26 protein-coding genes are annotated in these 26,269 nt (G+C 61.3%); 15 read left to right on the top strand and 11 right to left on the bottom strand.

The features are described from left to right. Positions 1–14: 14 nt before the first annotated feature. The 6 genes from IV89_RS11555 to IV89_RS11530 form a co-directional block, all read right to left on the bottom strand. Entirely contained in the window at positions 15–452 is a 438-nt protein-coding gene (locus tag IV89_RS11555; RefSeq protein ID WP_037943844.1) for a TerB family tellurite resistance protein, read from the bottom strand. A gap of 135 nt (positions 453–587) precedes the next feature. After that, positions 588–881: a DUF1330 domain-containing protein gene (locus tag IV89_RS11550; protein ID WP_005852461.1), complete on the bottom strand. Its 294-nt coding sequence runs from the start codon at positions 879–881 to the stop codon at positions 588–590. Between the two features lie 10 nt (positions 882–891). After that, positions 892–1,674, bottom strand: a complete 783-nt coding sequence (rlmJ, locus tag IV89_RS11545) for a 23S rRNA (adenine(2030)-N(6))-methyltransferase RlmJ (RefSeq protein WP_037943845.1) — start codon at positions 1,672–1,674, stop codon at positions 892–894. A 24-nt stretch (positions 1,675–1,698) separates the two neighbouring features. Further along, entirely contained in the window at positions 1,699–3,348 is a 1,650-nt protein-coding gene (locus IV89_RS11540; RefSeq protein ID WP_005852465.1) for a CTP synthase, read from the bottom strand. A gap of 177 nt (positions 3,349–3,525) precedes the next feature. Next, entirely contained in the window at positions 3,526–3,894 is a 369-nt protein-coding gene (secG, locus tag IV89_RS11535; protein WP_037943847.1) for a preprotein translocase subunit SecG, read from the bottom strand. A gap of 120 nt (positions 3,895–4,014) precedes the next feature. Next, entirely contained in the window at positions 4,015–4,410 is a 396-nt protein-coding gene (locus IV89_RS11530) for a DUF6524 family protein (protein WP_037943848.1), read from the bottom strand. A 215-nt stretch (positions 4,411–4,625) separates the two neighbouring features. Here IV89_RS11530 and IV89_RS11525 point away from each other — a divergent pair, with 215 nt between their 5' ends. Together IV89_RS11525 and IV89_RS11520 are read left to right on the top strand one after the other, a co-directional pair. Beyond that, positions 4,626–5,921, top strand: a complete 1,296-nt coding sequence (locus tag IV89_RS11525; RefSeq protein WP_037943849.1) for an adenylosuccinate synthase — start codon at positions 4,626–4,628, stop codon at positions 5,919–5,921. Positions 5,922–5,975: 54 nt separating this feature from the next. Further along, entirely contained in the window at positions 5,976–6,206 is a 231-nt protein-coding gene (locus IV89_RS11520; RefSeq protein WP_037943852.1) for a DUF2842 domain-containing protein, read from the top strand. Between the two features lie 105 nt (positions 6,207–6,311). On the opposite strand, the gene IV89_RS11515 is transcribed toward IV89_RS11520, so the two are convergent. Beyond that, entirely contained in the window at positions 6,312–8,492 is a 2,181-nt protein-coding gene (locus IV89_RS11515) for a hypothetical protein (protein ID WP_037943853.1), read from the bottom strand. Between the two features lie 137 nt (positions 8,493–8,629). Here IV89_RS11515 and IV89_RS11510 point away from each other — a divergent pair, with 137 nt between their 5' ends. Further along, positions 8,630–9,322 (top strand): thiamine diphosphokinase, encoded by a 693-nt coding sequence (locus tag IV89_RS11510; protein ID WP_037943854.1) that lies wholly within the window; start codon positions 8,630–8,632, stop codon positions 9,320–9,322. Here IV89_RS11510 and IV89_RS11505 read toward each other — a convergent pair. After that, on the bottom strand, positions 9,255–10,181 hold the full coding sequence (locus IV89_RS11505; protein ID WP_037944977.1) for a DMT family transporter: 927 nt from the start codon (positions 10,179–10,181) through the stop codon (positions 9,255–9,257). The genes IV89_RS11510 and IV89_RS11505 overlap by 68 nt on opposite strands. A gap of 108 nt (positions 10,182–10,289) precedes the next feature. Continuing rightward, positions 10,290–11,705, bottom strand: coding sequence for a diguanylate cyclase (locus IV89_RS11500; RefSeq protein ID WP_037943856.1), 1,416 nt, complete (start codon positions 11,703–11,705; stop codon positions 10,290–10,292). 89 nt (positions 11,706–11,794) lie between these two features. Between IV89_RS11500 and IV89_RS11495 the strand changes: the two genes are divergently transcribed. From IV89_RS11495 to IV89_RS11475, 5 genes are all read left to right on the top strand, one after another. Further along, positions 11,795–12,088 (top strand): DUF3572 domain-containing protein, encoded by a 294-nt coding sequence (locus tag IV89_RS11495; RefSeq protein ID WP_005852482.1) that lies wholly within the window; start codon positions 11,795–11,797, stop codon positions 12,086–12,088. A 2-nt stretch (positions 12,089–12,090) separates the two neighbouring features. Next, on the top strand, positions 12,091–12,798 hold the full coding sequence (locus IV89_RS11490) for an HAD family hydrolase (RefSeq protein ID WP_235183767.1): 708 nt from the start codon (positions 12,091–12,093) through the stop codon (positions 12,796–12,798). 118 nt (positions 12,799–12,916) lie between these two features. Continuing rightward, the gene (locus IV89_RS11485) at positions 12,917–13,513 is read left to right on the top strand and encodes a heme NO-binding domain-containing protein (protein ID WP_037943858.1); all 597 of its coding nucleotides are present in this window, start codon (positions 12,917–12,919) and stop codon (positions 13,511–13,513) included. After that, positions 13,510–14,559 (top strand): GGDEF domain-containing protein, encoded by a 1,050-nt coding sequence (locus IV89_RS11480; protein ID WP_235183768.1) that lies wholly within the window; start codon positions 13,510–13,512, stop codon positions 14,557–14,559. The genes IV89_RS11485 and IV89_RS11480 overlap by 4 nt, the downstream gene beginning before the upstream one ends. A gap of 230 nt (positions 14,560–14,789) precedes the next feature. Beyond that, positions 14,790–16,538, top strand: a complete 1,749-nt coding sequence (locus IV89_RS11475) for a sugar phosphorylase (RefSeq protein WP_037943862.1) — start codon at positions 14,790–14,792, stop codon at positions 16,536–16,538. A 24-nt stretch (positions 16,539–16,562) separates the two neighbouring features. Here the strand turns inward: IV89_RS11475 and IV89_RS11470 are convergent, their stop codons facing one another. Both IV89_RS11470 and IV89_RS11465 read right to left on the bottom strand, forming a co-directional pair. After that, a complete protein-coding gene (locus IV89_RS11470) occupies positions 16,563–17,783 on the bottom strand; it encodes a glycosyl transferase (RefSeq protein ID WP_037943864.1) in 1,221 nt (406 codons plus the stop codon). A gap of 13 nt (positions 17,784–17,796) precedes the next feature. After that, positions 17,797–18,582, bottom strand: a complete 786-nt coding sequence (locus IV89_RS11465) for an HAD-IIB family hydrolase (RefSeq protein WP_037943866.1) — start codon at positions 18,580–18,582, stop codon at positions 17,797–17,799. 300 nt (positions 18,583–18,882) lie between these two features. Here IV89_RS11465 and IV89_RS11460 point away from each other — a divergent pair, with 300 nt between their 5' ends. The 7 genes from IV89_RS11460 (at position 18,883) to IV89_RS11430 (ending at position 26,253) form a co-directional block, all read left to right on the top strand. Next, positions 18,883–19,533: an XRE family transcriptional regulator gene (locus tag IV89_RS11460; RefSeq protein ID WP_308811065.1), complete on the top strand. Its 651-nt coding sequence runs from the start codon at positions 18,883–18,885 to the stop codon at positions 19,531–19,533. Between the two features lie 70 nt (positions 19,534–19,603). Next, entirely contained in the window at positions 19,604–21,193 is a 1,590-nt protein-coding gene (locus tag IV89_RS11455; RefSeq protein WP_037943869.1) for an ABC transporter substrate-binding protein, read from the top strand. A gap of 93 nt (positions 21,194–21,286) precedes the next feature. Next, positions 21,287–22,396: a Xaa-Pro peptidase family protein gene (locus tag IV89_RS11450; RefSeq protein WP_037943870.1), complete on the top strand. Its 1,110-nt coding sequence runs from the start codon at positions 21,287–21,289 to the stop codon at positions 22,394–22,396. Then, a complete protein-coding gene (locus IV89_RS11445; RefSeq protein WP_005852501.1) occupies positions 22,390–23,397 on the top strand; it encodes an ABC transporter permease subunit in 1,008 nt (335 codons plus the stop codon). The genes IV89_RS11450 and IV89_RS11445 overlap by 7 nt, the downstream gene beginning before the upstream one ends. A 1-nt stretch (position 23,398) precedes the next feature. Continuing rightward, on the top strand, positions 23,399–24,304 hold the full coding sequence (locus IV89_RS11440; protein ID WP_005852503.1) for an ABC transporter permease subunit: 906 nt from the start codon (positions 23,399–23,401) through the stop codon (positions 24,302–24,304). Between the two features lie 3 nt (positions 24,305–24,307). Continuing rightward, positions 24,308–25,285, top strand: a complete 978-nt coding sequence (locus IV89_RS11435; RefSeq protein WP_005852505.1) for an ABC transporter ATP-binding protein — start codon at positions 24,308–24,310, stop codon at positions 25,283–25,285. Continuing rightward, positions 25,282–26,253, top strand: a complete 972-nt coding sequence (locus tag IV89_RS11430; protein WP_005852507.1) for a dipeptide ABC transporter ATP-binding protein — start codon at positions 25,282–25,284, stop codon at positions 26,251–26,253. Before IV89_RS11435 ends, IV89_RS11430 begins: the two co-directional genes overlap by 4 nt. Positions 26,254–26,269 lie beyond the last annotated feature (16 nt).

Here is a 26,269-nt window from a genome sequence, read left to right as displayed (position 1 = left end):
GCGCAAGGCCAAGGTCACAAAGCGTTCAGCGCTTTTTCGCGGGCGGCGGTCATGTCGGCGTCGCTAAGGCCAAGCGCGGTCTCAATCGCCAGCAGCTGGATCTCTTCGTCGTCGTCACGTGCGCCATCGGCCAGCGCCACAGACCACATCGCATCGCCAAGCGCCTTGCGGTCCTCATAGGGGACTTCCTCGCGCAGGATCTGGGCGAATTCGGGCGTACCGGGGGCGTGGCGTTCCAGCGCTTCGCAGGTGGCGCGCAGTTTCGCGGCCTCGATCGGTTTCAGGCCAAAGGTCCGGGCGAGGATGCGGTCGATCTGCCCCACTTCGGCAGCGCGGTAGGTGCGGTCGGCCAGCGCCACACGCACCAGCAACGCGCCGAGGGCAAGCTGGGGGGTAGGCTGCGGCAGCGGCTTGGGGTCCGGCTTGCGGCGGGGGAATAGACGTTCAAACATGGCAACTCTTTATCCTTACGGGCACATGAGGCTAACCCGATTCCGCGCGCGGCGTTCCGTTTTTCCCATATTCGCAAAGGGGTGATGTATAAAAAGCGCAATGCCGCAGGGGCAGGCGAGGGGCCTGTCGCGGCCTCAGGCGTCATACCCTTCGACGATGACCAGATTCCCATCAGAGACGGAGGACCGGATATCCTTGGCCGCCTGATAGCCCTCGCTTTCATAGCAGGCCACCGCATCGGCCAGCGAGGCAAATTCGATCACCACGATGCGCGGGTGCGACGTGCCTTCGCGGATGTCGGGCGCGGCCCCACGCACCAGAAACTTCGCCCCGAAATCGGCAAAGGGCTTGGCGTTGGCGGCGCGGTATTTGTCGTAGACTTCGGCATCATGCACGTCGACGTTAGCGATCCAGTAACCTTTGGGCATCGGGGGCTCCTTATCGGGGTAGGGTTTTGAACTTGGCCGCCAGACGGGCCGCTTCTTCTTTCAGCCCAAAGGGCGGGTTCAGCACGAACATGCCTGACCCGACCATCCCGTGACCGGGGCGCGCAGGGGCAAAGCTGACCTCGTGACGCAGGGCCTCGGGGTGGGCCCCCATCAGCGCGCTGAGCATCGGTTGATGCGCCTTATTGGTCAGAATCGGATACCACAGCGCGATGATGCCGACGTTCCACGCGCGCGCCAGCTTGCCAATGTGGCGCGGGATATCGGCGTAGTCTGTCTTGATCTCGAAGCTGGGGTCGATCAGCATCAGGCCACGGCGCGGGGTGGGCGGGGTCAGGGCGAAAGCCATGTCGAACCCGTCGCGGTGGTGGCATTTGACGTCATAGGGCGACATCGCCAAATCAAGGGCGGCATGTTCACCGGGGTGCAGTTCGGCCAGATGGATGCTGTCGCTGTCGCGCAGCAGCTTGGCCGCCAGCAGGGGCGAACCGGGGTAGGCGTCTGCGCCATGTTCAGCGGTGATCTGGTCAAGCACCTGTGCGTAAGGATGCGCATCGTCGAACCAGCCGCGCACGCGGCCAATGCCCTGCGCCGCCTCGCCTGTTTTCAGCGCGGGTGTGTCGGACAGGTCATACAGCGCGCGCCCCGCATGGGTTTCCAAATAGGACAGCGGTTTGTCTTTGCGGGTCAGATACCCCAACATCCACGCCAGCAGGCTGTGTTTGTGAACATCGGCCAGATTGCCGGCGTGGTAGATATGTTGGTAGCTGAGCATGCCGTTGGCCGCCTTTCGCGAGGGTCAGACCAGCCGCGACATTTCTTTGGCGGCGCGGATGAAATCCTTGAACAAGGGGTGCGGATCAAAGGGCTTGGATTTGAGCTCGGGGTGGAACTGCACGCCGATGAACCACGGGTGATCGGACCATTCCACGATCTCTGGCAGCATGCCGTCGGGCGACATCCCCGAAAAGGTAAGACCCGCTTTTTCAAGCTGCTCGCGGTAGGCGGTATCGACCTCGTAGCGGTGGCGGTGACGTTCGTCGATGGACGTGGTGCCATAGACTTTGGCCACGTTCGACCCTTCTTTCAGCGTCGCGTCATAGGCACCAAGCCGCATGGTGCCGCCTTTGTCGTCGTCGACCTTGCGTTCAACCTTGTGGTTGCCCTGCACCCATTCCTTGAGGTGGTAGACCACGGGCTCGAACCGTTTCTTGCCGGTGGATTCGTGGTCGAATTCTTCCGAGCCTGCGGTCGTCAGGCCGGCCACGTTGCGCGCGGCTTCGATCACGGCCATCTGCATGCCCAGACAGATCCCCAGATAGGGGACTTTCTGCTCGCGGGCATATTGCGCCGCCTTGATCTTGCCCTCGGTGCCGCGTTCGCCAAAGCCGCCGGGCACGAGGATCGCGTGGAACCCTTCGAGGTGGGCCGATACATCATCGCTTTGATCAAAGACCTCGGCATCGACCCAGTCGATCTTGACCTTGACGCGGTTGGCCATGCCACCGTGAGTAAGCGCCTCTGCGATCGACTTATAGGCATCTTCCAGCTGGGTATATTTGCCGACGATGGCGACGTTCACTTCGCCTTCGGGGTTGTGCACGCGGTCAGAGACATCGCGCCAGACCGACAGTTCGGGCTTGGGTGCGGGGGAAATATCGAAAGCATCCAGCACGGCCTGATCCAGACCCTGCGCATGATAGGCCAGCGGCGCGTCATAGATGGTTTTCAGGTCATAGGCCGCGACCACGGCCTCTTTGCGGACGTTACAGAACAGGGCGATTTTCTCGCGCTCTTTCTCGGGGATGGGGTGTTCGGAGCGGCAGACCAGAATATCGGGCGCGATCCCGATGCTTTGCAGTTCCTTGACGGAGTGTTGCGTCGGCTTGGTCTTCAGCTCGCCGCTGGCCGCGAGATAGGGCAGCAGGGTGAGGTGCATGAAGATACACTGGCCGCGTGGCTTGTCGTGGCTGAACTGGCGGATCGCTTCGAAGAAGGGCAGGCCTTCGATATCGCCGACGGTGCCGCCGATTTCGCAAAGCATAAAGTCGACCTCGTCATCGCCGACGTGCAGGAAATCCTTGATCTCGTTGGTGACGTGGGGAATCACCTGAATGGTCTTGCCCAGATAGTCGCCGCGCCGCTCTTTCTCGAGCACGGTGGAATAGACCCGACCCGAGCTGATCGAATCCGTCTTGCGCGCGGCCACGCCGGTAAAGCGTTCGTAGTGGCCCAGATCCAGATCGGTTTCGGCGCCATCGTCGGTGACGAAAACCTCGCCATGTTCAAAAGGCGACATCGTGCCGGGATCGACGTTCAGATAGGGGTCCAGTTTGCGCAGACGGACGGAGTATCCGCGCGCTTGCAACAAGGCCCCCAAGGCCGCAGAGGCAAGGCCTTTGCCAAGGCTAGAAACCACACCACCGGTGATGAAAATATAGCGTGCCATGTGATGAAGGCCCCCGTGAGTTCAGATTTGATGCGGCAAAAGCCAAGCAATTGAGCTGCGGAAAACCGCAGCATCACGGGACTTAAGCCTAACAGGATTCGGATGGAAAAAGCAAGGCCAAGCCGCAACATCCTGTTGCGTATCTTGGCCCAACCTCAAGCTGTTGTAGTGTCTGGATTAATCCGCAGTCGGCACTTGCGGTGTATTTTCCGCAGGTGTCGGTGGCAGCAGCGCGTCGGCATCGGGCAGCGCTGGTGCGTCACCCTGGTTCAGCGCGGGTGGCGTGCCGCCCAGACGATCGATAACCGAAGAACCGGCAGATTTTTCAGCCGCGATGATGGTCAGCGTGATCGAGGTCACGATAAAGGCCGCGGCCAGAACCCAGGTCAGTTTGCCCATGGCTGTGGCTGCCGAGCGACCGGAAACGGCCCCGCCGCCACCGCCGCCGCCCATGCCAAGGCCGCCCCCTTCGGACCGTTGCAGCAACACGACTGCAATCAGGCCAAGGGCCAGAATGAGATGGACAATCAGGACTACATTTTCCATGGGTACCTACGGCTCTGCGTTTTGGACTTTGGGCGTGTCTAGGCAAGTTTGTCTATGGGGGCAAGGGAGGATTGGCACCCGCGGTGCCGCTTGGGCGGAAAGCCCGTGTGAAAGCCCGTGTCAGGTTTCCACATCGTCCACGTCGGCCTGACCGGATACCGCCCTGCGAAAGATGCTCCAGCTGAGGCCGATGCCCAGCACAAAGCTCAGCGCGACAAGGCCGAGCCAGAGGTTAAAGCTGCGGTTGTCCAGCCGCAGAATGCCCAGATCATAAAGCACCCAAAGGCTTGACCCCACCAGTGCCACCACCAGCAGCATCCCCAGCCCGCCGATAGAGCGTAGCGTCGCGCGTAGATAGATCACGTAGCCGATGAACAGCAAAAGCCCCAGCAGCACCGCGATGGACAGGTTCATATGCCCGTATCGCTGCGCCCAGGTGACATAGTTATAGGGCGTCGGGTTAAAGGTCGCGGCCAGCAAGACAAAGGCGCAGGCCCAACGTATGATGAATCCCATCTGCGGTACTTCCTTCTTTGATCCGGCATGGAATATCGGGGCAGCTGGGGCAAAGTCTATGGCCCGTTGCGAAGTTTCACGGCCCCAAGCTGATAAATGCCCAGAAAAATGACGCGGCGGCGTTTTGGCTGCATTTTACAGTTTCGGTCCCCGACGGTCGTCGCTATACCTCCACGGGTTTGCACGGTTATTTGAACTGTTAAAGGAATATCTTCATGGCCAACGTCGTAGTCGTAGGCGCCCAATGGGGCGACGAAGGAAAAGGCAAAATCGTGGACTGGCTCAGCGAACGGGCCGATGTCATCGCGCGTTTTCAGGGCGGCCATAACGCGGGCCACACATTGGTCATCGACGGCAAGGTCTACAAGCTGCACGCGCTGCCTTCGGGCGTTGTCCGCGGCGGCAAGCTTTCGGTCATCGGTAACGGTGTTGTGCTGGACCCGTGGCACCTGCTGAAAGAGATCGAGACGATCCGCGCCCAAGGTGTAGAGATCACGCCGGAAACGCTGATGATTGCAGAAAACACACCGCTGATCATGCCCTACCACGGCGAGCTGGACCGCGCCCGTGAAGAGGCCGCGTCCAAGGGGACCAAAATCGGCACCACCGGTCGCGGCATCGGACCGTGCTACGAGGATAAAGTCGGCCGCCGCGCCATCCGCGTCGCCGATCTGGCCGATACAGCCACGCTTGAAGCCCGCGTTGACCGCGCGTTGCAGCACCATGATCCGCTGCGCAAGGGTCTGGGCGTCGAAGCCATCGACCGCGACGGGCTGGTTGAACTGCTGAAAGAGATCGCACCGAAGATCCTTGAATACGCAGCACCTGTCTGGAAGGTGATGAACGAAAAGCGCAAGGCCGGTAAGCGTATCCTGTTCGAAGGGGCGCAAGGCGCGCTGCTGGACATCGACTTTGGGACCTATCCTTTCGTCACGTCCTCGAACGTGATTGCAGGGCAGGCGGCAACAGGTGTCGGCATCGGACCGGGCGCGATCAACTATGTGCTGGGCATCGTCAAAGCCTATACCACCCGCGTCGGCGAAGGCCCGTTCCCGACCGAACTGCATGATGCGGACGGTCAGCGTTTGGGCGAGCGGGGCCATGAATTCGGCACCACCACCGGGCGTAAGCGTCGCTGTGGCTGGTTCGATGCGGCTTTGGTGCGCCAGACTTGTGTGACCAGCGGCGTCACCGGCATCTCGCTCACGAAACTGGACGTGCTGGACGGGTTTGAAACGCTCAAGATCTGCACCGGCTACGAGCTGGACGGGGAGCAGTTGGACTATCTGCCCACAGCGGCCGATCAGCAAGCCCGCTGCACCCCCATCTACGAGGAAATGCCCGGTTGGTCCGAAAGCACCGAAGGCGCGCGTAGCTGGGCCGATCTGCCCGCGAACGCGATCAAATACGTTCGCCGCGTCGAAGAGCTGATCCAGTGCCCCGTGGCGCTGCTGTCCACCTCGCCAGAGCGGGACGACACGATTCTGGTCACCGACCCCTTCGCCGATTGATCTGACACGCCGGGGCCCTTCGGGGCCCTTGGCACATGATGAAAGGACGACATGATGGCCCTTGGATATAAAGCACGCCGCCGGTGGGCGCTGGTCATTCTGCTGATTGGGCTGCCGCTCTATATCATTGCGGCGGTGGTCACCGTGTCGCTGTTTGACCGGCCACCCTTCTGGATCGAACTGGTGATCTATATCGCGCTTGGCGTGGTCTGGGCGATCCCGTTCAAATTTGTGTTCAAGGGGATCGGTCAGGCGGACCCGAACGCGGATCAGGACGCAGAATAACCTGTTTCACCTGCACGTCTTAGAGCGTTTTTGATCACAATTATCGCATAAAAAAACGGCCCCCTCGGGGGCCGTTTTTCGTTTCGGTTATCCTGTCTTGCCCGCTTAGCCAGCGGCGCGTGCATCCGGCTGGAACCCGATCTGTTCGGAGGCCTTGAAGCGGCCCCCTTCCAGCTTTTGCAGCTTGCCGGTGCGCAGCAGCTGACCGAAGGAGCGTAGACCTTCCTCGCGGCTGAAATCCTCGGCACCGCCTTGGCGTACGGTGTTCATCAACTGTGGACGCGAGAAATCGTCCATGCCTTCGACAAAGGCCATATAGGCCGCGGCCGCCTCCAGCAGGTCGGGAAGCTGGGTCGCGCCCATTTCCTCGGCGAACTCGGCAAAGCCACCGGCTTGCGGCACCGGCGCGGGGGCCACTGCGGCCACGCGGCGGGGGCGTACGGGGGCCACATTGCGCGGCTGGTCCGTGTCGATCCGCTGTGCCGCTACCAGTTTCAGCGGGGCAGGGCGCGGTTCGGCGGGGCGTTCGGTGCGGGCCGTGGTGGACGCGGGGCGGCGTGGTTTGACCACCTCGGCCAGATCGCTGCGGTAGGCGTTGTTTTCACGTTCAGCGGCATCGGGCGCACCAAGGGCCATATCGGCCTTTTTCGCGGCCACGGCGGCGCGCAGATGGGTGATCGCGTCGCGGCGTGTGGCGGCTTCCGGTTCGTCCATCTGGTTGTCGGTTTCCGCCAGCAGACGGTTCATATCCGGGCCGCTGTCCGCGTCGAGCGTTGGCAGGCTGCGGCGTTGCGGGGCGGCTTTGGGGGCTTCGGGCTCTGCCGCGGTTTCGGTTTCGGCTTGTACCTCTACGGCGTCATCCTCGGAAACATCAGTGTCGACGGTTTCTTCTTGGGCCGTGTCTTCCTGCGAGTCTTCCTCGGCGGTCTCTTCTTCGGGCGCGTCGTCCTCATCGGCGACAGCTTCTTCGGCGTCCTCGGGCGCGTCGGTCAGCGTGTCGGCAGCGGCGGAGGACAATGTTGCCTCAAGCTCGGCCAGCTCGCGGGCCAGATCTTCTTCATCCTCGTCAGAGAGCGTCGATTCGGGGTCGCGCTGGATACGCAGGGCGGGCTTTTCAGGCTCTTCCAGAACCGCAGGCGCGTCTTCTTCGACCTCTTCCAGCTCGCCTTCGGCGATGGCACGGTCGATGTCGGCGCGTTTGACCTTGAGCACACGACCACGGGGCGCTGTGTCTTCTTCCGCTTCACCGGTTTCGTCAGCGTCAACCTGCGCGGCGTCAGCTTCTGCCACTTCATCAGCCGCAACGTCTTCGTGCTGTTCTTCACTCTCTTGTGCAGCGGTAACGTCTTCTTCAGCTTCGAGGTCGGAGGATTGTGCGATGTCTTCGACCGTATCGTCGGCGTCCAGCGCGCCCTGGATGTCGTTGATCGCGTTCGCGATGACATCGTCGGTGCTGTCTTCTGCGTCGGTTGTGTCCTCGTCGTCAAAGACCTGAGGCTGCGGCGCGGCGGGGGCGTCCTGATTGGCGACCACGGCGCGGATGCGCTGCAGTTTGGCCGCGATGCTATCAACGACAGGGGCCGCAACGGGCTGGATTTCGGCGTCTTGGTCGTCGACGGTCACCTCGTTGCGCGGGCTATCGGCGAAAAACGCTTCGACATCTTCGTCGGGTTGGCCGGGGACGATATCCACCTCGGGGGCGGGGGCCGCAGATGCAGGGGCCGCTTCGGCTTGCGTGGCTTCGGGCTTTGGCGCGGCAACTTCACGGCTGACCACCTCGTCGCGCGGTGCAGCGGCTTCGGCCTGAGGCGCGGGTGCGGCCTCTGGCTCGGCAGATTTCAGCGCGTTGATGCGGTAGGCGTCATAATAGGCAGAGATTTCCTTGGGCCGGCGCGGCGCGAAGGAGGTCGACACCACCGACGGACCGGCAGCGGAGCTGCTGACCTGCGGCTGCGGTGCGGCAGGAGCCTTGGGTGTTTCGGCTGCTTCGGGCGCAGGGGCGGGCTGCGCTGGCGCTGCGGGTTCTTCTGGGGTCTGCGCACTCAGGACGATCTGACCGTCCTGCTGGCGCGCCTCGACGCGGCGCGAGATTTCTTTCTGCGCGATATGGGCCAGCATCTCCGCATCGGGCTGTGCGGGTTCTGCACCAAAATACCGATCCTCCGACGACAGGTCGCGGAAATACTCTGCGATGGCCTTCATGGTGCCGAATGAATCGTCAAAGCCTTCCAACGTGCACGAGAAAGTGCCGTATGAGACCGTCAGAATTTTGTTGTTATTCATCATCGGATGGTCGTCCTCTGCCTATTTGCAGCTTACTGTTTACCATAAGGTTCAAGACCAATTCGGCTCGAATCTGTGCCCTGCAACGTATCATTTAATGTCAAAATTGCGGCATTGTTTCCAATTTGAGGTAAAACCGCGTGAAAACAACCATTGTGGCAAGCCGCAGCCCTGTCACCGTCATTGGGGGCGGGCAGCCCGGTCCGAACGACCTGAACGAGGCGTTGCAGCTTGCCCCGATGTGTGTGGCGGTCGATGGCGGGGCAAATCTGGCCCGCGACGCAGGCGTAGAGATCGCGGCGCTGGTGGGGGATTTCGATTCCGTCACGCCCGAGACCCTGTCGCAGATCCCGCCCGCGCGGCAGTTTAAACTGGCAGAGCAGGAAACCACCGATTTCGACAAGGCGCTGCGGTCGGTGGCCGCGCCGTTGATCGTGGCGGTGGGGTTTTCGGGCGGGCGCGTGGACCATCAGCTTGCCGCCCTGAGCTCTCTGGCGCGGCATCCGCACCAGCGTTGCCTGCTCATCGCCGGAGAGCAGGTGATTTTCCTCGCGCCGCCCCGGCTTGATCTGCCGACGCGGGCGGGGGATGTGGTGTCGATATACCCGCTGGCGGCGGTCCACGGGGAAAGCAGCGGGCTTGAGTGGCCGCTTGACGGGCTAGAGCTTTCGCCGCTGGGACGATTGGGCACATCGAACCGTGCGACGGGGCCCGCGACCCTTAGGGTCGATCGTCCCGCTGCGTTGGTGATGGTGCCCAGGGTGCTCATTCCGCAGGTTGCACAATCGCTGCTGCAGCCAGACGCCGCTGTGTGGCCCGCTCCCTCAGAATAATATAAAGACCGGCGGCCATGGTGATCCCCATCCCGAGCGCCGCCAGCGCATTGGGCAGATCGCCAAAGACGATCAGCCCGACCAGCGTCGCCACGGGAATTTCGAGATATTGCATCGGTGCCAGCGTGGCCGAAGGGGCGTAGCGCAAGGACCATGTCATCAGCAGATGTGCCACGCTGCCAAGGACGCCGATTGCGATCAGCAGCATCCAGGCGTTCGCGTCAGGGACGCGCCAGCCCAAGGCGGGCACCGCTACGGTTTGCCCCAGACCGAGCAAGGGCAGCAGTATCACCACGGCGATAAACCCGCTGACCGTTTGCAGGCTGATCGGGTCGGTGTGTTTGGCGATCTGCCGTGTCACCAGCATGAACAGCGCAAAGTTCAGCGCTACGCCGACGGGGAGTAATGCGGGCCAGCCCACCTCGGCAAAGCTGGGTTGCACCACCAGCAGTGTGCCGCAAAAGCCAACGATACAGGCGAGAAGCCGACGGGTGCCGACCTCTTCCCCCAGCACGTATTTGCCGAGCAGAAGCATAAAGAAGGGCATCACAAAGATAATCGCCACCGCATCGGCCAGCGGCAGGTATTTCAGCGCGGTGAACATCATCGCGATCCCGATGACATGCAACACTGTGCGCACAAAGGCGAGCCACAGCGTTCGGCCCCGCATCGCCAGCGGCCTGCCCGTCAGCAGCACCAGCGGCAGCAAGATCAGCAACTGCACGGCAAAGCGGATGAACACGACCTGACCCAGCGGCACGGACGACCCCAGCAGTTTCGCAATTGCATCACCCACAGGGGCAACGATGCAAAAGCCAAGCATCATGGCAATACCGGTCATCGGTTTATCGGGCAGCATGGCAAAGCCTTTGTCGAGGATCAGGGGGATACGCCCCGGATGTGCAAGCATATCGCGGCGAGAGTGGCGGCATTTTTCCGGCTTTGCAACCGTGGGGAGAGGATGATTTCACGCCGCTGACCTGATCAGACCGACGCGATCGCGCCCGCGGTGTTTCGCACTGTATAAAGCTTGATCCGCGCGGTCGATCAGCTCTGCCGCGATGGCCGAGGCATCAAGTGGGGCGGGAAAGGCGTCGCTGGTTTCAGGCTGTGCGGTACATAGCCCGATGCTGATCGTGGCATGGATAGGCTGCGCGCTGGCGGGGATGGTAAATGGCGTCGTGCGGTAGGCTTCGCATATGCGTTTGGCCATCCGGGTGGCCTCTGCCTCTGTGATGCCCGGGAGGATGAGTAAAAATTCCTCCCCTCCGATGCGGGCGGCAACGTCGAGCGGGCGCAGACATGATTTCAACCGGCGTGCGGTTTCGATCAACACGGCGTCCCCCGAGGCGTGGCCGAATGCGTCATTCACGCGTTTGAAGTGGTCTATGTCTGCCAGCATCACGGCCAGCGGTATCCCTTTGCGGCGGGTGCGCACGGCCAGCCGCGCGACCTCTGACAGGGCGTGACGGCGGTTGTAGATTCCTGTCAGCGGATCAAAAACCGCTTCGCGCAGGCGCGTATCGACATCACGCCGGATCGTGTCACCCTGCTGTTTGCGCGCCAGGAGCCCGGTCAACCGCAGCGAAAGTTCATCGATATCAAAGCCATGCTGCATCAGGTCGTCGGCCCCCAGATCCAGCGCATGGGCGGCACCGTCAGGGTGGGGGCGCGATTGCAGCACGAGAATACCGCAGTGCCGCGTCGTCGTATTTGCCCGCAGGGTCGAGATCAGGCGCAGTTGCGCCTCGTCGCGCGCCTCGACACCGGTCAGGGTCAGGATGAAGACATCGGGCAGCGCGTCCTGCCTAATACCGGTCAAAGCGTCGCGGATGGTCGTCTGGCTGACAGCCCCCCTCAGACGTTTGCGTAGCTGGGTGACATGCACCTGTGTCTCTGCCTTGTCATGGCTGACGATCTGGAACGTGCCCGGGCGGGTGAAGGTGGCGGCGGTTTCTTCCAGCCCGAGCGGGGGGCACATCGCGTCGCGCATGGCCGTGTGGCTGGCCCCGTGGCCCGCGCGTATCATGCTGCGCACCCGTCCCAGAAACAGCTTGTCGCAGACAGGTTTGACCATCGCTTCCTGTGCGCCATTCGCCAGCAGGTGCAAACACAGCGCCGCGCCACCGCCATCGGCCAAGGCAAAGACAGGTATCCGTGATGTGCGCGGCGACCCCGCGAGCATAGTGCATAGGTCCGTCGCATCCTGCCCGTCCAGATGATGCGCCGTGATGACCAAATCAGGCCCCGACCGGCGCGAGATGTCGACCGCCTGGGCCACGGTGGACGCCTGCCATACCTCGTAGGAGGCGGACGTGAGTTTGGTTTTCAACGCGATGCGGTTGGTCGCAACCGTATCCACAATCAGGACTTTACCGGGCACTTGTCTTCATTCTCCACTCACGTGTAACTGGCTTAAGCGCCCTTTGTTGCCGTGATTGGTTAACAAAGGGTTTCGTTTGAGAAACCGTGATGGAAATTAATATGATGAAGCAAGATGCCGCCGAGACGGTCGCCCTGCAGGCCTTGGCCTGGCTGGCCGCGAACGAAGACCTGATGCCCACCTTTATGGGATCAACGGGCGCATCTGCCGAAGACCTGCGCACGCAGGCCGGTGATCCGGTGTTTCTTGGGGCGGTTCTGGATTTCATCATGATGGATGACGCCTGGGTCACGGGATTTTGTGATACGGTGAACATCCCTTACGATCGTATCATGCAAGCCCGTCAGTCGCTTCCGGGTGGCGCGCAGATGAATTGGACCTGAAAATGATCAAAGCGCTGCTGTTCGACAAAGACGGAACCCTGTTCGACTTCGCCGCCACATGGGAGGCATGGGCCAATGCCTTCCTGACCCGGATCAGCAAGGGCGACGGAGAGCGAGCGGCTTTGCTGGGGCAGCAGATCGGCTTTGATTACGAGACGCAGAGATTCTCGCCCGACAGTATCGTTATTGCGGGCACACCGGGGGAGGTCGTAGATGCGCTGGCCCCCCATGTGGTCGAGATGGCGAAGACGGATCTCTTGGACCTGCTGAACCACGAGGCCGAAAACGCCCCTCAGGCAGAGGCGGTGCCGCTGGTTGCCTTGCTAGAGGCGTTCAAGGCACGCGGGCTGGTGCTTGGCGTCGCCACCAATGACGCCGAGGCGCCCGCCCGCGCGCATTTGGGCGGCGCGGGGGTGACCGGGTATTTTGACTTTATCGCAGGTTTCGATAGCGGCCACGGTGCTAAGCCCACGCCCGGGCAGCTCATGGCGTTTGCCAAAGCCGTGGGGGTGGACCCGTCGGAAGTCGCGATGATCGGGGATAGCCTGCACGATATGGCGGCGGGCCGTGCGGCGGGTATGGTCTGCGTTGCGGTGCTGACGGGGCTGGCCACACGTCAGGACCTGGAAGGGGCCGCCGATGTGGTTCTGCCCGACATCGGCCATCTGCCCGCGTGGCTGGACGGGCAGAGGCATGACCCGCAGGGCTGACAGCTAGATTGCATTTAAGACAAAACCAAAGCGCATTCCGCCGCGGCGGAGGTTTAGCCTTCGGCCTTTGTTAACTCTCCTCCGCGATCTTCCCCGTGAAACGGCGGAAAGGGGCGCGATGCACGGGCTGATCAATCATACGATCCAACGGTTCGTGCTGGATAGCTTTGGCCACCGTGTCTGGGCGCAGGTCGCCCTGCGCGCCGATCTATGCGCCGTTATGGGCACGGCGGATTTTGAACCGATGCTCACCTATGACGATGCCATCACCCCGCGCGTTATCAACCGCCTGTCTGCCGTGATGAAACGCGCGATCCCCGATCTTCTGGAAGATCTGGGCGCATGGCTTGTGTCCAACCCCGACCGCGAAGGCGTGCGGCGCTTGCTGCGCTTTGGCGGCGACGATTTTGAAGAGTTCTTGCATTCGCTCAACGACTTGCCTGAACGTGCCACCCTCGCCGTGGAAGACCTGCAACTGCCCCAGATGGAGGTCGCGCAGCTTGATGACTGGCGCTTTACGCTAACGTGTCGCGGGAAAGTGCAAGGCTTTGGTTTTGTGATGATGGGCGTGATGCGGGTGATTGCGGATGACTATGGCACATTGGCTCTGCTTGATTGCAAAGCCGCCCCACCGGAGGGGGAGGTGATTACCGTCACGATTATTGACCGGCACTACGCGCAGGGGCGCAGCTTTGATCTGGGTGCACGCGGGTGACAGTAGGAGCAGCTTATGAGGCGGCATTGGATGTGCTATGCCCGATGCATGTGATCGTGCAGCCCTGCGGACGTATCCGGCATGTGGGCCCCACCATCCACAAACTGCGCCATCGTGGCACTTGGATCGGGAGCAATTTTTTCGACCAGTTTGTCATGCGCCGACCGAATATGGCCGACAGTATTGCGCAAATTCGCCCGATGGCGGGGCGCAAGCTGCATCTGGCGTTGCATGACCGGCCCGAGCAGATTTTTAAAGGGGTTCTGGTCCCACTGCCTTGTGGCGAAGATCAGATGGAAGGCTCGGAAACCGACTGTCTGATAAACCTGTCATTCGGGATATCGATCCTGAACGGCGTCCGCACCCATCGTCTGAGCAATGCCGATTTCGCGCCGACCGACCTCGCGGTCGAAATGCTTTATCTGATGGAGGCGAAATCGGCGGCGATGGCGGCATCGCGTGCGCTGAACCAGAAGCTTGAGGTCGCAAAGATCGCGGCGGAGGAGCAAGCGTTTACCGATACGCTGACTGGCTTGAAAAACCGGCGCGCGATGGATCACGTGCTGTCGCGGCTTATCGCGGGGAACAAGGGGTTTGCCGTGATGCAGATCGATCTGGATTACTTCAAGGCGGTGAACGATAGCCTGGGCCATGCGGCGGGGGATCACGTGTTGCAAACCGCGGCCCGGATCATGGTGGAAGCAACAAGAGACATCGACACCGTCGCCCGCGTCGGCGGTGACGAATTTACCCTGCTGCTGCCTGGGGTTGCCGGCAGCGCGCATCTGGCACAGGTCGCCGAACGGATCATCTCGCGACTGGAACAGCCGATCAAATTTGATGGCGCGGCGTGCCAAATCTCTGCCAGCATCGGCAGCATAGGGGTCAAAGCGGGGCAGGACGCCGTGGCCGAAGATGTCCTGTCGGACGCCGATGCGGCGCTTTACCGCTCTAAGCAAGCCGGGCGTGCGCGGCACACGGTGCACGATGAAACTGTGTCAGACGCCATGCAGAAGCGGAGGGAGAAACCACACGCGCTGCAGTAGATGACGGCGGGCGCTGGGCGTGCTGGCTTTGGTACGCGTCATAATTGCGGGGCCTTTAGATCTGCGGGCGTTCAATCTGCGCAATGCTTCAAGATTGTGCAGCTTGCCTTAAAACGCGCCGCAGGGGGCAGCGGCGACAGGATTATGGGGGCACCGCTTTTGGCTGCTCGTCACACGGGCGCGGCTGCGTTAGGGTTTTGGGAAAGGATATTCAGGCAAGGCAGGACATCATGACGGACAGTGCCCGTTCTCTCGGCTCTCGGCTTAGCGCGTTGTTGGCAGAGGTCTATCCCGATCTGGATGCCGACATCCTTTCCAGCATGGTGCTTGATGCCTTCTGGCCCGAGGGGGCAACCCGCCGCAAAAGAGGCCGGATTGCCGGCAATGCGCTTTGGTCGGAACGTGACGCGCTGCTGATCACCTATGGCAACTCTATCGTGGACGGGGCGCATAAGCCGCTGGATTTGTTGAACGACTTCCTGCATCGCTACCTGCGCGGCACATTGAACAGCGTGCATATCCTGCCGTTCTTCCCCTATACCTCTGACGACGGGTTTGCCGTGTCCGATTTTCGCGCGGTGAACCCGCAGCTTGGGGATTGGCCTGATATCAACCGCATCGCCGCCGATTTCACGCTGATGTCCGATCTGGTGCTGAACCATGTGTCGAGCCAGGGGAACTGGTTCAACGCCTACCGTCAGGGGCAGGCCCCCTATGACAAGTTCTTTTTCGAAGCCTCGCCGCAGGATGATCTGCGCGAGGTGGTGCGCCCGCGCACGACGCCGCTGTTGCAAGAGGTAGAAACCTCAAGCGGCCCGCGCCACGTCTGGTGCACTTTCAGCCATGACCAGATCGACCTTGATTTCCGCAACCCCGAGGTGCTGCTTGAGTTTTTGCGGATCATCCGCCTGCATGTGGATAATGGCGTGCAGATCATCCGGCTGGATGCGGTGGCGTTCTTGTGGAAGCAGATCGGCACCCCGTCGATCCACCTGCCGCAAACCCATGCGATTATCCGGCTGATGCGGTTGCTGTGCGACTATGCGCCGGAAAAGATCATCCTGCTGACCGAAACCAATGTGCCCAAGGCCGAAAACCTCAGCTATTTCGGGGCAGGGGACGAGGCCCATGCGATCTATAATTTCCCGCTGCCGCCGCTGATCTTGCATGCGATGATGTCGGGCAATGGGGCGCATCTGCGGCGCTGGCAGCGCACGATGCCGCCAGCACCTATGGGCTGCGCCTATCTGAACTTTACCGCCAGTCACGACGGCATCGGCATGCGCCCCGCCGAAGGGTTGCTGCCCGAGGATGAAAAACAACAGGTCATTGATACGGTGCTACAGGTCGGCGGGTTGGTGTCGATGCGCAGCCTGCCCGACGGCGGGCAAAGCCCGTACGAGCTGAACACGACCTTTTACGATGCGCTGTCGCGGACGTTTAAGGGCGAGGATGACCATCATCATGCACGGTTCATCTGTTCGCAGACCATCGTCATGTCGCTGGAGGGGATACCCGCCTTCTACATCCACGCCATGCTGGCGACGCCCAATGATCACGCGCAGGTCGAACATCGCGGGATGAGCCGCGCGATCAACCGACACCGCTGGGATTATCCGAGCTTGCGCGACCGGCTGGCCGATGCGTCCAGCGCGCAGGCGCGCGTTTTGGGCGATCTTTCGGCGCGGCTAAAGGTGCGACAGAAACAAAAGGCGTTTCATCCCAACGCGACGCAATTCACCGTGAACCTGCAAGATGACCGCGTGTTCGGCGTGTGGCGCCAAAGTCTGGACCGCAAACAGTCGATCTTTGCGCTGCACAACGTCAGCGACGCCTCTGTCGCGATTTCGGCGGCGGCGCTGAACCTGATCGAGGATCAACCGTGGCTGGACCTGATCAGCGGTGATTTGATTGACGCCAGTGCGGATCACATCACGCTGGCCCCCTATCAATGCATGTGGATCACCAACCGGTTCTGACCCCGCCGCCCACGCGGCCCTCAGCTAGTTGTATTCGGCGTCATCCGCCGCGGCGGCCTCGCGCAGATTGGCAAGGAACTCGGGCGCGGCGGCGTGGACGCGGTTCCACGTGGGGATAAAGGGGGTCTCGTGCGGGTTATCGAGAAAGAAGTGTCCCGCCCGCATAATATTCTCGGTAAAGAGCTCGATCGCGCGTTCTTCCTTGTGGCGGTCAATGCTGAGCCCGTTCATCTTGGCGTCGTTGTAGTAGGCATCCAGCAGGTCGAGCGCACAGCGGTAATAGGTCGCCTTGAGCGTGCGAAAGACATTGGGCGTGAACACCGTGCCGTCTGCCGCGAGCTTGCGGAAAATCGCCTTGCAGATGTCGGTGGACATGCGGTTCAGCCCCGCATCGGCGTCGGCCTCGCTCAGATCTTGGTGCTTGTGGTCATAGTCGTCGGCGATTTCGACCTGACAGACGGATTTCGGCGCGAGGTTGCGCCATGCCTCTGACAGCACGCCGATCTCCAGCCCCCAGTCGGAGGGGATGCGCAGATCGGGCAAGATATTGGTGCGCATGGCAAATTCACCCGAGAGCGGATAGCGGAAGGCGCGCAGGTAATCGATATAGTCACGGTCGCCCACGACCTTTTTCAGCGCGATCAGTAGCGGGCTGACCAGCAGCCGCGTGACCCGCCCGTTCAGCTTGTCGCTGCCCACCCGCGCGTAATAGCCTTTGGCGACCTGATAGGGGAAATTCGCATTGGCGACGGGATAGATCAGCCGCGCCAGCAGGTCGTTGGTATAGGTCACGATATCGCAATCATGGATCGCCATCACCGCACTGTCCTGACAGGCGATCAGATAGCCGAGCGAGGACCAGACGTTCTTGCCCTTGCCTTGTTCCGCGGGGGCGAGGCCCATGTCTTTCAGCTGCGCGCCAAGCGCCAGCATCCGCGGGCTGTCGTTCCAGATCACGATGTGGTTCTGGTTGAGGCCTTTGAAGAACTCTTTCGCATGGCGGAACTGTGCATCGTCCGCGCGGTCCAGACCGATGATGATGCGGTGCAGATAGGTGACCTTGGACAGCTCGGCCAGAATGCGGGGCATCGCCTCGGTCTCTAGTTCGGAGTAGAGGCACGGCAGGATCAGCGCCATTTTGCGGGTCTGAGCAAACGTCTCAAGCTCGTAGGTCATTTCGTCCAGCGAGCGGGTGCGCAGATTGTGCAGGGTCGCGATATTCCCGTTTTGATGAAAATCAGCCATGCTTTGTCATTCCTTAGTTCAGGTTAAGCTGCGCGATCAGGTCCAGCACGGCACCGTTCCATCCGGCAGGGCCGGGGAGCGTGGTGCGGGTGATCCGGCCGGTGTCCTCACCGGGCAGCGGGGGCAGGGGGTCGCGGTGCGGGTTGGCGACAATGACGCCAAAGTCGGCTGCTTGCAGCATCTCTATGTCATTGGGGGCATCGCCAAGCGCCAGCGTATGGCGCGGCGCAAAGGCGTCGGTCAGCGCGGCCATCTGGTCGGCTTTGGTGCGCCCGTAGGAAAGGGTCAGAAACCGTCCCCCTTCGCGGGCATGGATACCGTGATCGTGCAGGGCGTCGATAAATGCGCCGCGCAACTCGGCGCTGCCCGACCAGATGCCGGGTTCGGAAAAGGCCCGCTCTGCCGCGTTGGCGGCGTCATTATGCGACAGGCCGGTGATCTGTGCGATCTGCGCCACGGTCATATCGCCGAACCCGCAAAACGGGTCGCGCAGATCGGCAGGCAGGCTGTCGAGCGCGTGGCGCAGGCGCACGTAACTGTCCGTTTTGGGCATGTCGGTGCTGTCGGGCGGTAAAATACCGGCACCGTTTTCGATGATCGCGGGGCAGTGATCCCATGCCAGTTCGGCGCGAATCTCTGCGATCTCGGGCGCGGTTTTCGAGCTCGCCAACACCACTGCGGCCCCGATATTGCGCAACGCGTCCAAGGCCGGTGTGGCCGCATCCCAGCGATAGGAACTATGTGACAGCAACGTGCCATCAAGGTCGGTAAACACCAGCAGGGGTAAAGACATAGCCATAGATCAAGCGTGTGGTGCGGGATCGATTGTTGCAACTGGGCACAGGTGTTCATCGCGCGGTTTGCATTGTTTTTCTAGCTTTTGCCTAAAAAATGTGCAGAAACTGGACTGCGTGGATGCGCACGTATAAATAGAATTACATGGGCGCGTTCGGGGGAGGGGCCGGTGTAAAAGAGATCAGGTGACGTCGCGACCAAGGGCTCTGTTTTCACTCTGACAATAATTTTTATTGTTGACGTAAACAAAGTTGCGCGACAGTCTGAGCGCCAAGATACGCCAAAGCGTGCTTCGGGGGATTATTTGTCAACAACTGCGATACAGGCGGCGGCGCTTTCGCCGCCAGAGGGATTGGGCGACCGCATGCGGATGCAGCGTCATCGGATGGCGATGACATTGCAGCAGCTGTCGGCGGCCTCTGGTGTGTCGGTGGGCTATCTGAGCCAGGTGGAACGCGGCAACGCGACACCGACGCTTGGCACGCTCAGCCAGATCGCTGCCGCGCTTGACGTTGATGCGGATTTTTTCGTGCGGACCCCGCGCACGGTCGACAGCCTGACCCGCGGTGCCGCACGGCCCCGTTTCGCGGTGGCAGGATCGTCGATTGAATATGAACAGATCGGTGCCGAACGCGCGGGCCACGAGATGACATCCTATGTGATGAACGTGCCGCCCGGCTATGAATCCGAAACGGTGACCCATGTTGGCGAAGAGATCATCTATATCCTTGAGGGTGAGATCTCGCAGATGGTTGGCGAACGGGAGTATCTGATGACGGCGGGCGACAGCCTGCATTATCTGGGTACCACGCCCCATTGCTGGGCCAACAGAACAGACCGGCAGGCCCGCATCTTATGGGTCGGTCGCATGAAATACGATAAGTCCGGGGAAATCGGACAGAGTGAGGCCGCGCCAGCAGAGAGCTCGCGCGAAATGTTACCCCTCAGGCGTTAACCCTATCGCCCTCATCGGCCCAGAGAGGCCGTGGGGAGATAACACTTTACCAACTAGGAGAGTAAATCGAATGTCTTTCAAGAATATCATGGCCACGGGCCTGCTGCTGAGCACGCTTGGCGTTGCGGCGCAGGCGCAGTCGCTGGTCTATTGCTCGGAAGGGTCGCCAGAAGGCTTTGACCCGGCCCTGTACACCGCAGGCACGACCTTTGATGCGTCCAGCCACCCGATCTACAACCGCTTGGCGGAATTCAAGGTCGGTACCACCGAAACCATTCCCGCGCTGGCCGAAAGCTGGGAGGTGTCCGAAGACGGCAAGACCGTAACATTCAAGCTGCGCAAAGGCGTCAAGTTTCACAGCAACGCCCAGTTCACGCCCACACGCGATTTTAACGCCGATGACGTGATCTTTAGCTTTGACCGTCAGGGCAACGCCGACAACCCCTACAACCAAGTATCGGGTGGCACCTGGGAATACTACGGTGCGATGTCGATGCCTGATCTGATCGAAAGCATCGAAAAGGTTGACGATTACACCGTTCAGTTCAACCTGACCCGCGCCGAAGCGCCGATCATTGCCAACATGGCGATGGACTTTGCCTCGATCGTGTCCAAGGAATATGCCGACGCGATGCTGGAAGCCGGTACGCCGGAAATGCTGAACCAGGCACCTATCGGTACCGGCCCGTTCACCTTCCAAGCCTACCAGAAAGACGCCGTGATCCGTTACGTGCGCAACGATGAATACTGGGGTGACCCGGCGAAAGTCGAAGCGTTGATCTTTGCGATCACACCGGATGCCTCCGTGCGCTACCAGAAGGTACAAGCGGGCGAATGCCACGTCATGGCCTATCCGAACCCTGCGGACGTGCAGGCGATGAAAGACGCCGAAGATGTCGTCGTGATGGAGCAAGAGGGCCTGAACGTGGGCTATCTGGCGTATAACACGCAGATGCCTCCGTTCGACAACGCCAATGTGCGTAAAGCCTTGAACATGGCGATCGACAAGCAAGCGATCATCGACGTGGTGTTCCAGGGCTCCGGCGAAATCGCGAAGAACCCGCTGCCGCCGACAATGTGGTCCTATAACGATGCGATCGAGGACGACAAATACGATCCGGAAGCCGCGAAAGCCGCGCTGGAAGCCGAAGGCGTATCCGACCTGACGCTGAAAATCTGGGCGATGCCGGTCCAGCGTCCCTATAACCCCAATGCCCGCCGTATGGCCGAGCTGATGCAGGAAGACTTCTCGAAGGTCGGTGTCGACGTAGAGATCGTGTCCTACGAATGGGGTGAATACCTTGAGCGTTCCAAAGCGAAAGACCGCGATGGTGCCGTTCTGCTGGGTTGGACAGGTGACAACGGTGACCCCGACAACTTCCTCGCGGTTCTGCTGGGCTGTGACGGCGTAGAGAAATCCAACCGCGCACAATGGTGCAACGAGGAATTCGACGCGCTGGTTCAGGAAGCCAAGGTTCTGCCAACACAAGAAGAGCGTGCGCCGCTGTATGAAAAAGCGCAGGAAATCTTCAAGGACCAAGCCCCTTGGGCCACCATCGCGCATTCGGTTGTTTACATGCCAATGCGTCCCGAAGTTGAAAACTATGTTGTGCACCCGCTGGGTGGCCACATCTTCAACCAGGTTGGCCTGTCGCAATAACAGCGATGACAAAGCAATGGGGACGGTGCATGTCGCGCCGTCCCTTCCTCTATTCTAGGCCCCGGCCACGTTAACGAAAGGCGCAAGCCCCCCGTGTCAAAGAACCTCTCTCAACGTCTTGCCGACTATGCCGCTGTGGCCGCCGATCTGGGCGTCGATGCCGTGGCGCTGGTGCCCGGGCCCAATTTCTCGCGCGCTGTCGGCCAAAGCTTCATGAGCCACGAACGCCCCTTTGTTCTGGTGATCCCTGCGGATAAACCTGCGGCGGTGTTGTTGCCGAACCTTGAACTGGGCAGCTGGGACACGGTCGGCTTTGACGGCGCGGTGTTTGATTGGCGCGACCAGACCGGCTATGCCGATGCTTTTGCCGCGCTGACGCAGCATTTGGGGATCTCGTCGCTGGCGGTCGAAGGGCAGGTGATGCGCGTGTTCGTGCACCATGCGTTCAAACAGGCACAGCCCGATCTGACCATCACCGATGCAGAGCGCGAAATCTCTGCCCTGCGGATGATCAAGACCCCCGAGGATATCGCCGCTCTGCGCGCGGCGATCGCGATTTCCGAACGCGCCCTCCAGCGCACGCTGGACAGCGTCAAGCTGGGCCAGAGCGAGAAGCAGATCGAACAGACGCTGGTGCAGGCGCTTTTCGCGGAAGGGGCGGATGACCTGTCCTTTGGTCCTATCGTGGCCGCCGCGGATGGCTCGGCCCGGCCCCATGCCCATGCGCGCGAGGATTACGCCGTCAAGGCGGGCGATGCGCTGCTGCTGGACTTTGGCGCGCGCAAGAACGGCTTTGCCGCCGATATCACCCGCACCGTTTTTCTGGATCACGTCACCGACGAGGGGCGCGATGTCTATGACACCGTGCTGCGCGCCAATATGGCAGGGCTTGCCGTGACCCGCGCGGGGGTGACCGCGCATGACATCGACGATGCCGTGATCTCTGTACTGGAAGCCTCGCCCTATGGGGACCGCATCCGCACCAAGACCGGCCACGGTCTGGGCCGCGAGGTCCACGAGGCCCCCTATATCATGCGGGGCAACCACATGACTTTACCCGCCGGAACGGTTTACACCAATGAACCCGGCCTCTACGAGATCGGAAATTTCGGCGTGCGCATCGAGGATGACGTGCTGATTACCGACGACGGCTATGAAACGCTGACCAACTTCCCCAAAGAGCTGATGGTGATAAAATGCTGAACTATGTTCTGGGACGACTGCTGACGTTCATCCCGACTTTCATCGGGGTGACGCTGATCTCCTTCGGGTTCATCCGCGCGCTGCCGGGCGACCCCATCCAGGTTATGGCGGGCGAGCGCGGCATCTCTGATGAACGCTATGCCCAACTGGCCAAACAATTCGGCTATGACCAGCCGATCTATGTGCAATTCTGGGACTATCTGACCGGCGTGCTTCAGGGCGATCTGGGCAATAGCTTTGTCACCAAGCGCCCGGTGTTCGACGAATTCTTTACGCTCTTCCCAGCCACGCTTGAGCTGGCGGTCTGCGCAATGATCTTTGCCATCGCCCTTGGCCTTCCGGCGGGGGTGATTGCGGCGGTGAACCGGGGCAAGTTCTTTGACCGGGCGCTGATGTCCACGGCGCTGGTGGGCTATTCGATGCCGATCTTCTGGTGGGCTCTGCTGCTGATCATTGTCTTTTCGGGCAACCTGCAATGGACGCCTGTGTCGGGGCGGATCGATCTGCTGTATTACTTCCCCAACCCCACCGGCTTTATGCTGATCGACAGTCTGGCGTCGGGTCAGAAGGGGGCGTTCCTGTCAGCGGTGCGCCATCTGGTTCTGCCAACGATCGTGCTGGGGACAATCCCGCTGGCCGTGATCGCACGCCAGACGCGGTCGGCCATGCTGGAGGTTCTGGGCGAGGATTACATCCGCACCGCCCGCGCCAAGGGCATGTCTCCGGGGCGGATCAACGGCATCCACGCCCTGCGCAACGCGCTGATTCCCGTGATCACCGTGATTGGTCTGTCGGTCGGCACATTGCTGGCCGGTGCGATCCTGACCGAAACCATCTTTAGCTGGCCGGGCATCGGCAAGTGGATGGTCGATAGTATTTTCCGCCGCGATTACCCCGTGGTTCAGGGCGGGCTGCTGCTGATTGCTGTGATGGTGATGGTCGTGAACCTGACCGTCGACATGCTTTACGGCGTCATCAACCCCAAAATCAGAAAGCGATAACATGGACGACGCACTCTCTGCCGAAGCCGCAATGGTCCAGGAACGTCCGGGCCGCTTGCGCGAATTCTGGTTCTACTTCCGCGAAAACCGCGGCGCTGTCATCGGGCTGTGGATCTTTGCGGTCTTTGCCTTTCTGGCCCTGTTCGGCCCGTGGGTCGCCCCCCATGACGCGACAGAGCAATTCCGCGCCGCCACCCTACAGCCCCCCGCGTGGCAAGAGGGCGGCAGCTGGACCCATATCCTGGGTACCGATCCGCTCGGGCGCGATATGCTGTCGCGTCTGATTGTGGGCGCGCGTTATTCCTTCTTTGTGGGGGTCGTCGTTGTTTCTATCGCGGCGACCGGCGGGATCATCATCGGTCTGATCGCGGGCTTTGCGCCTAAATGGGTCGATAGCATCATCATGCGTGTCATGGATATTGTGCTGGCGTTCCCGTCCCTGCTGCTGGCGCTGGTGCTGGTGGCGATCCTCGGGCCGTCGCTGACCAACGCGATGATCGCCATCGCGATTGTGTTGCAGCCCCACTATGTGCGCCTGACCCGCGCCAGCGTGCTGTCGGAACGTCAAAAGGATTACGTGACCTCGGCCCGCGTGGCAGGGGCAGGGATCTTCCGGCTGATGTTTGTCACCGTGCTGCCCAACTGCCTTGCGCCGATCATCGTGCAGGCCGCGCTGTCATTCTCGACCGCGATCCTTGATGCCGCGGCCTTGGGCTTTCTGGGGATGGGGGCGCAGCCGCCCACACCTGAATGGGGCACGATGCTGGCCGAAGCGCGCGAGTTCATCCTGCGCGCCTGGTGGGTCGTGACCTTCCCCGGCGTGGCGATCCTTGTGACCGTGCTGGCGATCAACCTCATGGGTGACGGCCTGCGCGACGCGCTTGATCCGAAACTGAAACGGAGCTGAGCCATGACACTTTTGCGTATCAGAAACCTAAGCGTTGATTTCGCCACGGCCTCGGGCAAGTTCCGGGCGGTGGACGGCGTCGACCAGGACGTGAACGAAAGCGAGATCCTCGCGATTGTGGGGGAAAGCGGGTCGGGTAAATCCGTGTCGATGCTGGCGCTGATGGGGCTGCTGCCCTGGACCGCCACCGTCACCGCGGACGAGCTGACCTTTGACGGGCACAACCTGCTGACGATGGACGCCAAGGCGCGCCGCAAGATCGTCGGCAATGATCTGGCGATGATCTTTCAGGAGCCGATGTCATCGCTCAACCCCTGTTTCACCGTGGGCTGGCAAATCCGCGAGGCCCTGCGGGTGCATCTTGGCATGGGCCGCCGCGAGCGTCAGAAACGCGCGATCGAGCTGTTTGAACAGGTCGGCATCCCCGATCCCGAAAAGCGCCTGTCGGCCTTCCCGCACCAGATGTCGGGCGGGATGAACCAGCGGGTGATGATCGCGATGGCGATTGCCTGCAAGCCCAAGCTGTTGATCGCCGATGAACCTACCACGGCGCTCGACGTGACCATTCAGGCGCAGATCCTTGATCTGCTCGCGTCCCTGCGCGAGGAAACGGGCATGGGGTTGGTGTTGATCACGCACGACATGGGTGTGGTTGCGGAAACCGCCGAACGCGTCAGCGTGCAATATGCCGGCCAGAAGATCGAAGAGCAGCCGGTGATCCCGCTGTTTGACGCGCCGCACCACCCCTATACCTCGGCGCTGCTGGATGCGCTGCCGGAACGGGCGACGGAAAAGCGGCTGCCGACCATTCCGGGCGTGGTACCGGGGCAATTCGACCGCCCCGCAGGATGCCTGTTTTCGCCACGCTGCAAATTCGCCAACGCCAAATGCAAGTCCGAAGCGCCGCCCGCCTTGGGCGCTGATCTGGGCTATGCGCGTTGTTTCTACCCCTTGAACACAGACGAAAGGGTCGCATCATGACCGCACCTGTGATGACTGCAACGGCGCTAGAGCGTCACTATGAAGTCGGCGGCGGGCTGTTTCGCAAGCCGCGTACGCTCAAGGCCGTCGGCGGGCTCGATTTCGCGCTCTATCCCGGCAAGACGCTGGCCGTCGTAGGCGAAAGCGGCTGCGGGAAATCGACCCTGGCGCGGATGGTCACGATGATCGAAGACCCGACCGCCGGATCGCTGACACTGGATGGCAAACCCGTGGTCCGCGAAGACTGGGCATCGCTGCGCAAATCGGTTCAGATCGTGTTCCAAGACCCTTACGGTTCGCTCAACCCGCGCCAGCGGATCGGCGCGATCCTCGAGGAACCTCTCAAGATCAACCGCCCCGACATGAGCAGCAAGGAGCGTACCGCCAAAGCGCGCGAGATGCTCGGGCTGGTGGGCTTGCGGCCTGAACATTTTGACCGTTATCCGCATATGTTTTCCGGCGGGCAACGCCAGCGGATCGCGATTGCGCGTGCGTTGATGTTGGACCCCAAAGTGCTGGTGCTGGACGAGCCTGTGTCCGCGCTGGACCTGTCGATCCAGAGCTCGGTGCTGAACCTGTTGGTTGATCTGCAGGAACGACTGCAATTGGCTTATCTGTTTATCTCCCATGACCTGAGCGTTGTGCGTCACGTGGCGGATGAGGTGATCGTGATGTATCTGGGGCGCGCGGTCGAACGCGGCAGTCGCGATGATGTGTTCGGTGCGCCGTTCCACCCCTATGCCAAGGCACTGCTGTCGGCCACGCCCCAAGCGGACCCGCGCGGCGCGAAAGAGCGGATCAAGCTGCAAGGCGAACTGCCATCGCCACTGGCGATCCCCGATGGCTGCCCCTTTGCGCCACGGTGCTGGAAAGTGCGCGACAAATGCCGCGCCATGCGGCCCGAACTGCCGCAGGGGCATCATGCCGCGGCCTGTTTCTTTCCAGAAAACGGTGGCACCCCGGCCTAGGGCCGGGGGCTTCCTC

Source organism: Sulfitobacter sp. CB2047, from assembly GCF_000735125.2.
GTDB lineage: Bacteria > Pseudomonadota > Alphaproteobacteria > Rhodobacterales > Rhodobacteraceae > Sulfitobacter > Sulfitobacter pontiacus.
This window is presented reverse-complemented; position numbering and strand designations above follow the sequence as displayed.

Coding starts and splice junctions, on each gene's coding strand:
- IV89_RS11505 (WP_037944977.1), bottom strand. CDS start 10,181: ATGCTGCCCGATAAACCGATGACCGGTATTGCCATGATGCTTGGCTTT.
- IV89_RS11470 (WP_037943864.1), bottom strand. CDS start 17,783: ATGGCTGATTTTCATCAAAACGGGAATATCGCGACCCTGCACAATCTG.
- IV89_RS11490 (WP_235183767.1), top strand. CDS start 12,091: ATGATCAAAGCGCTGCTGTTCGACAAAGACGGAACCCTGTTCGACTTC.
- IV89_RS11495 (WP_005852482.1), top strand. CDS start 11,795: ATGGAAATTAATATGATGAAGCAAGATGCCGCCGAGACGGTCGCCCTG.
- IV89_RS11465 (WP_037943866.1), bottom strand. CDS start 18,582: ATGGCTATGTCTTTACCCCTGCTGGTGTTTACCGACCTTGATGGCACG.
- IV89_RS11430 (WP_005852507.1), top strand. CDS start 25,282: ATGACCGCACCTGTGATGACTGCAACGGCGCTAGAGCGTCACTATGAA.
- IV89_RS11530 (WP_037943848.1), bottom strand. CDS start 4,410: ATGGGATTCATCATACGTTGGGCCTGCGCCTTTGTCTTGCTGGCCGCG.
- IV89_RS11445 (WP_005852501.1), top strand. CDS start 22,390: ATGCTGAACTATGTTCTGGGACGACTGCTGACGTTCATCCCGACTTTC.
- IV89_RS11550 (WP_005852461.1), bottom strand. CDS start 881: ATGCCCAAAGGTTACTGGATCGCTAACGTCGACGTGCATGATGCCGAA.
- IV89_RS11520 (WP_037943852.1), top strand. CDS start 5,976: ATGGCCCTTGGATATAAAGCACGCCGCCGGTGGGCGCTGGTCATTCTG.
- IV89_RS11435 (WP_005852505.1), top strand. CDS start 24,308: ATGACACTTTTGCGTATCAGAAACCTAAGCGTTGATTTCGCCACGGCC.
- IV89_RS11475 (WP_037943862.1), top strand. CDS start 14,790: ATGACGGACAGTGCCCGTTCTCTCGGCTCTCGGCTTAGCGCGTTGTTG.
- secG (WP_037943847.1), bottom strand. CDS start 3,894: ATGGAAAATGTAGTCCTGATTGTCCATCTCATTCTGGCCCTTGGCCTG.
- IV89_RS11525 (WP_037943849.1), top strand. CDS start 4,626: ATGGCCAACGTCGTAGTCGTAGGCGCCCAATGGGGCGACGAAGGAAAA.
- rlmJ (WP_037943845.1), bottom strand. CDS start 1,674: ATGCTCAGCTACCAACATATCTACCACGCCGGCAATCTGGCCGATGTT.
- IV89_RS11555 (WP_037943844.1), bottom strand. CDS start 452: ATGTTTGAACGTCTATTCCCCCGCCGCAAGCCGGACCCCAAGCCGCTG.
- IV89_RS11540 (WP_005852465.1), bottom strand. CDS start 3,348: ATGGCACGCTATATTTTCATCACCGGTGGTGTGGTTTCTAGCCTTGGC.
- IV89_RS11485 (WP_037943858.1), top strand. CDS start 12,917: ATGCACGGGCTGATCAATCATACGATCCAACGGTTCGTGCTGGATAGC.
- IV89_RS11515 (WP_037943853.1), bottom strand. CDS start 8,492: ATGATGAATAACAACAAAATTCTGACGGTCTCATACGGCACTTTCTCG.
- IV89_RS11440 (WP_005852503.1), top strand. CDS start 23,399: ATGGACGACGCACTCTCTGCCGAAGCCGCAATGGTCCAGGAACGTCCG.
- IV89_RS11455 (WP_037943869.1), top strand. CDS start 19,604: ATGTCTTTCAAGAATATCATGGCCACGGGCCTGCTGCTGAGCACGCTT.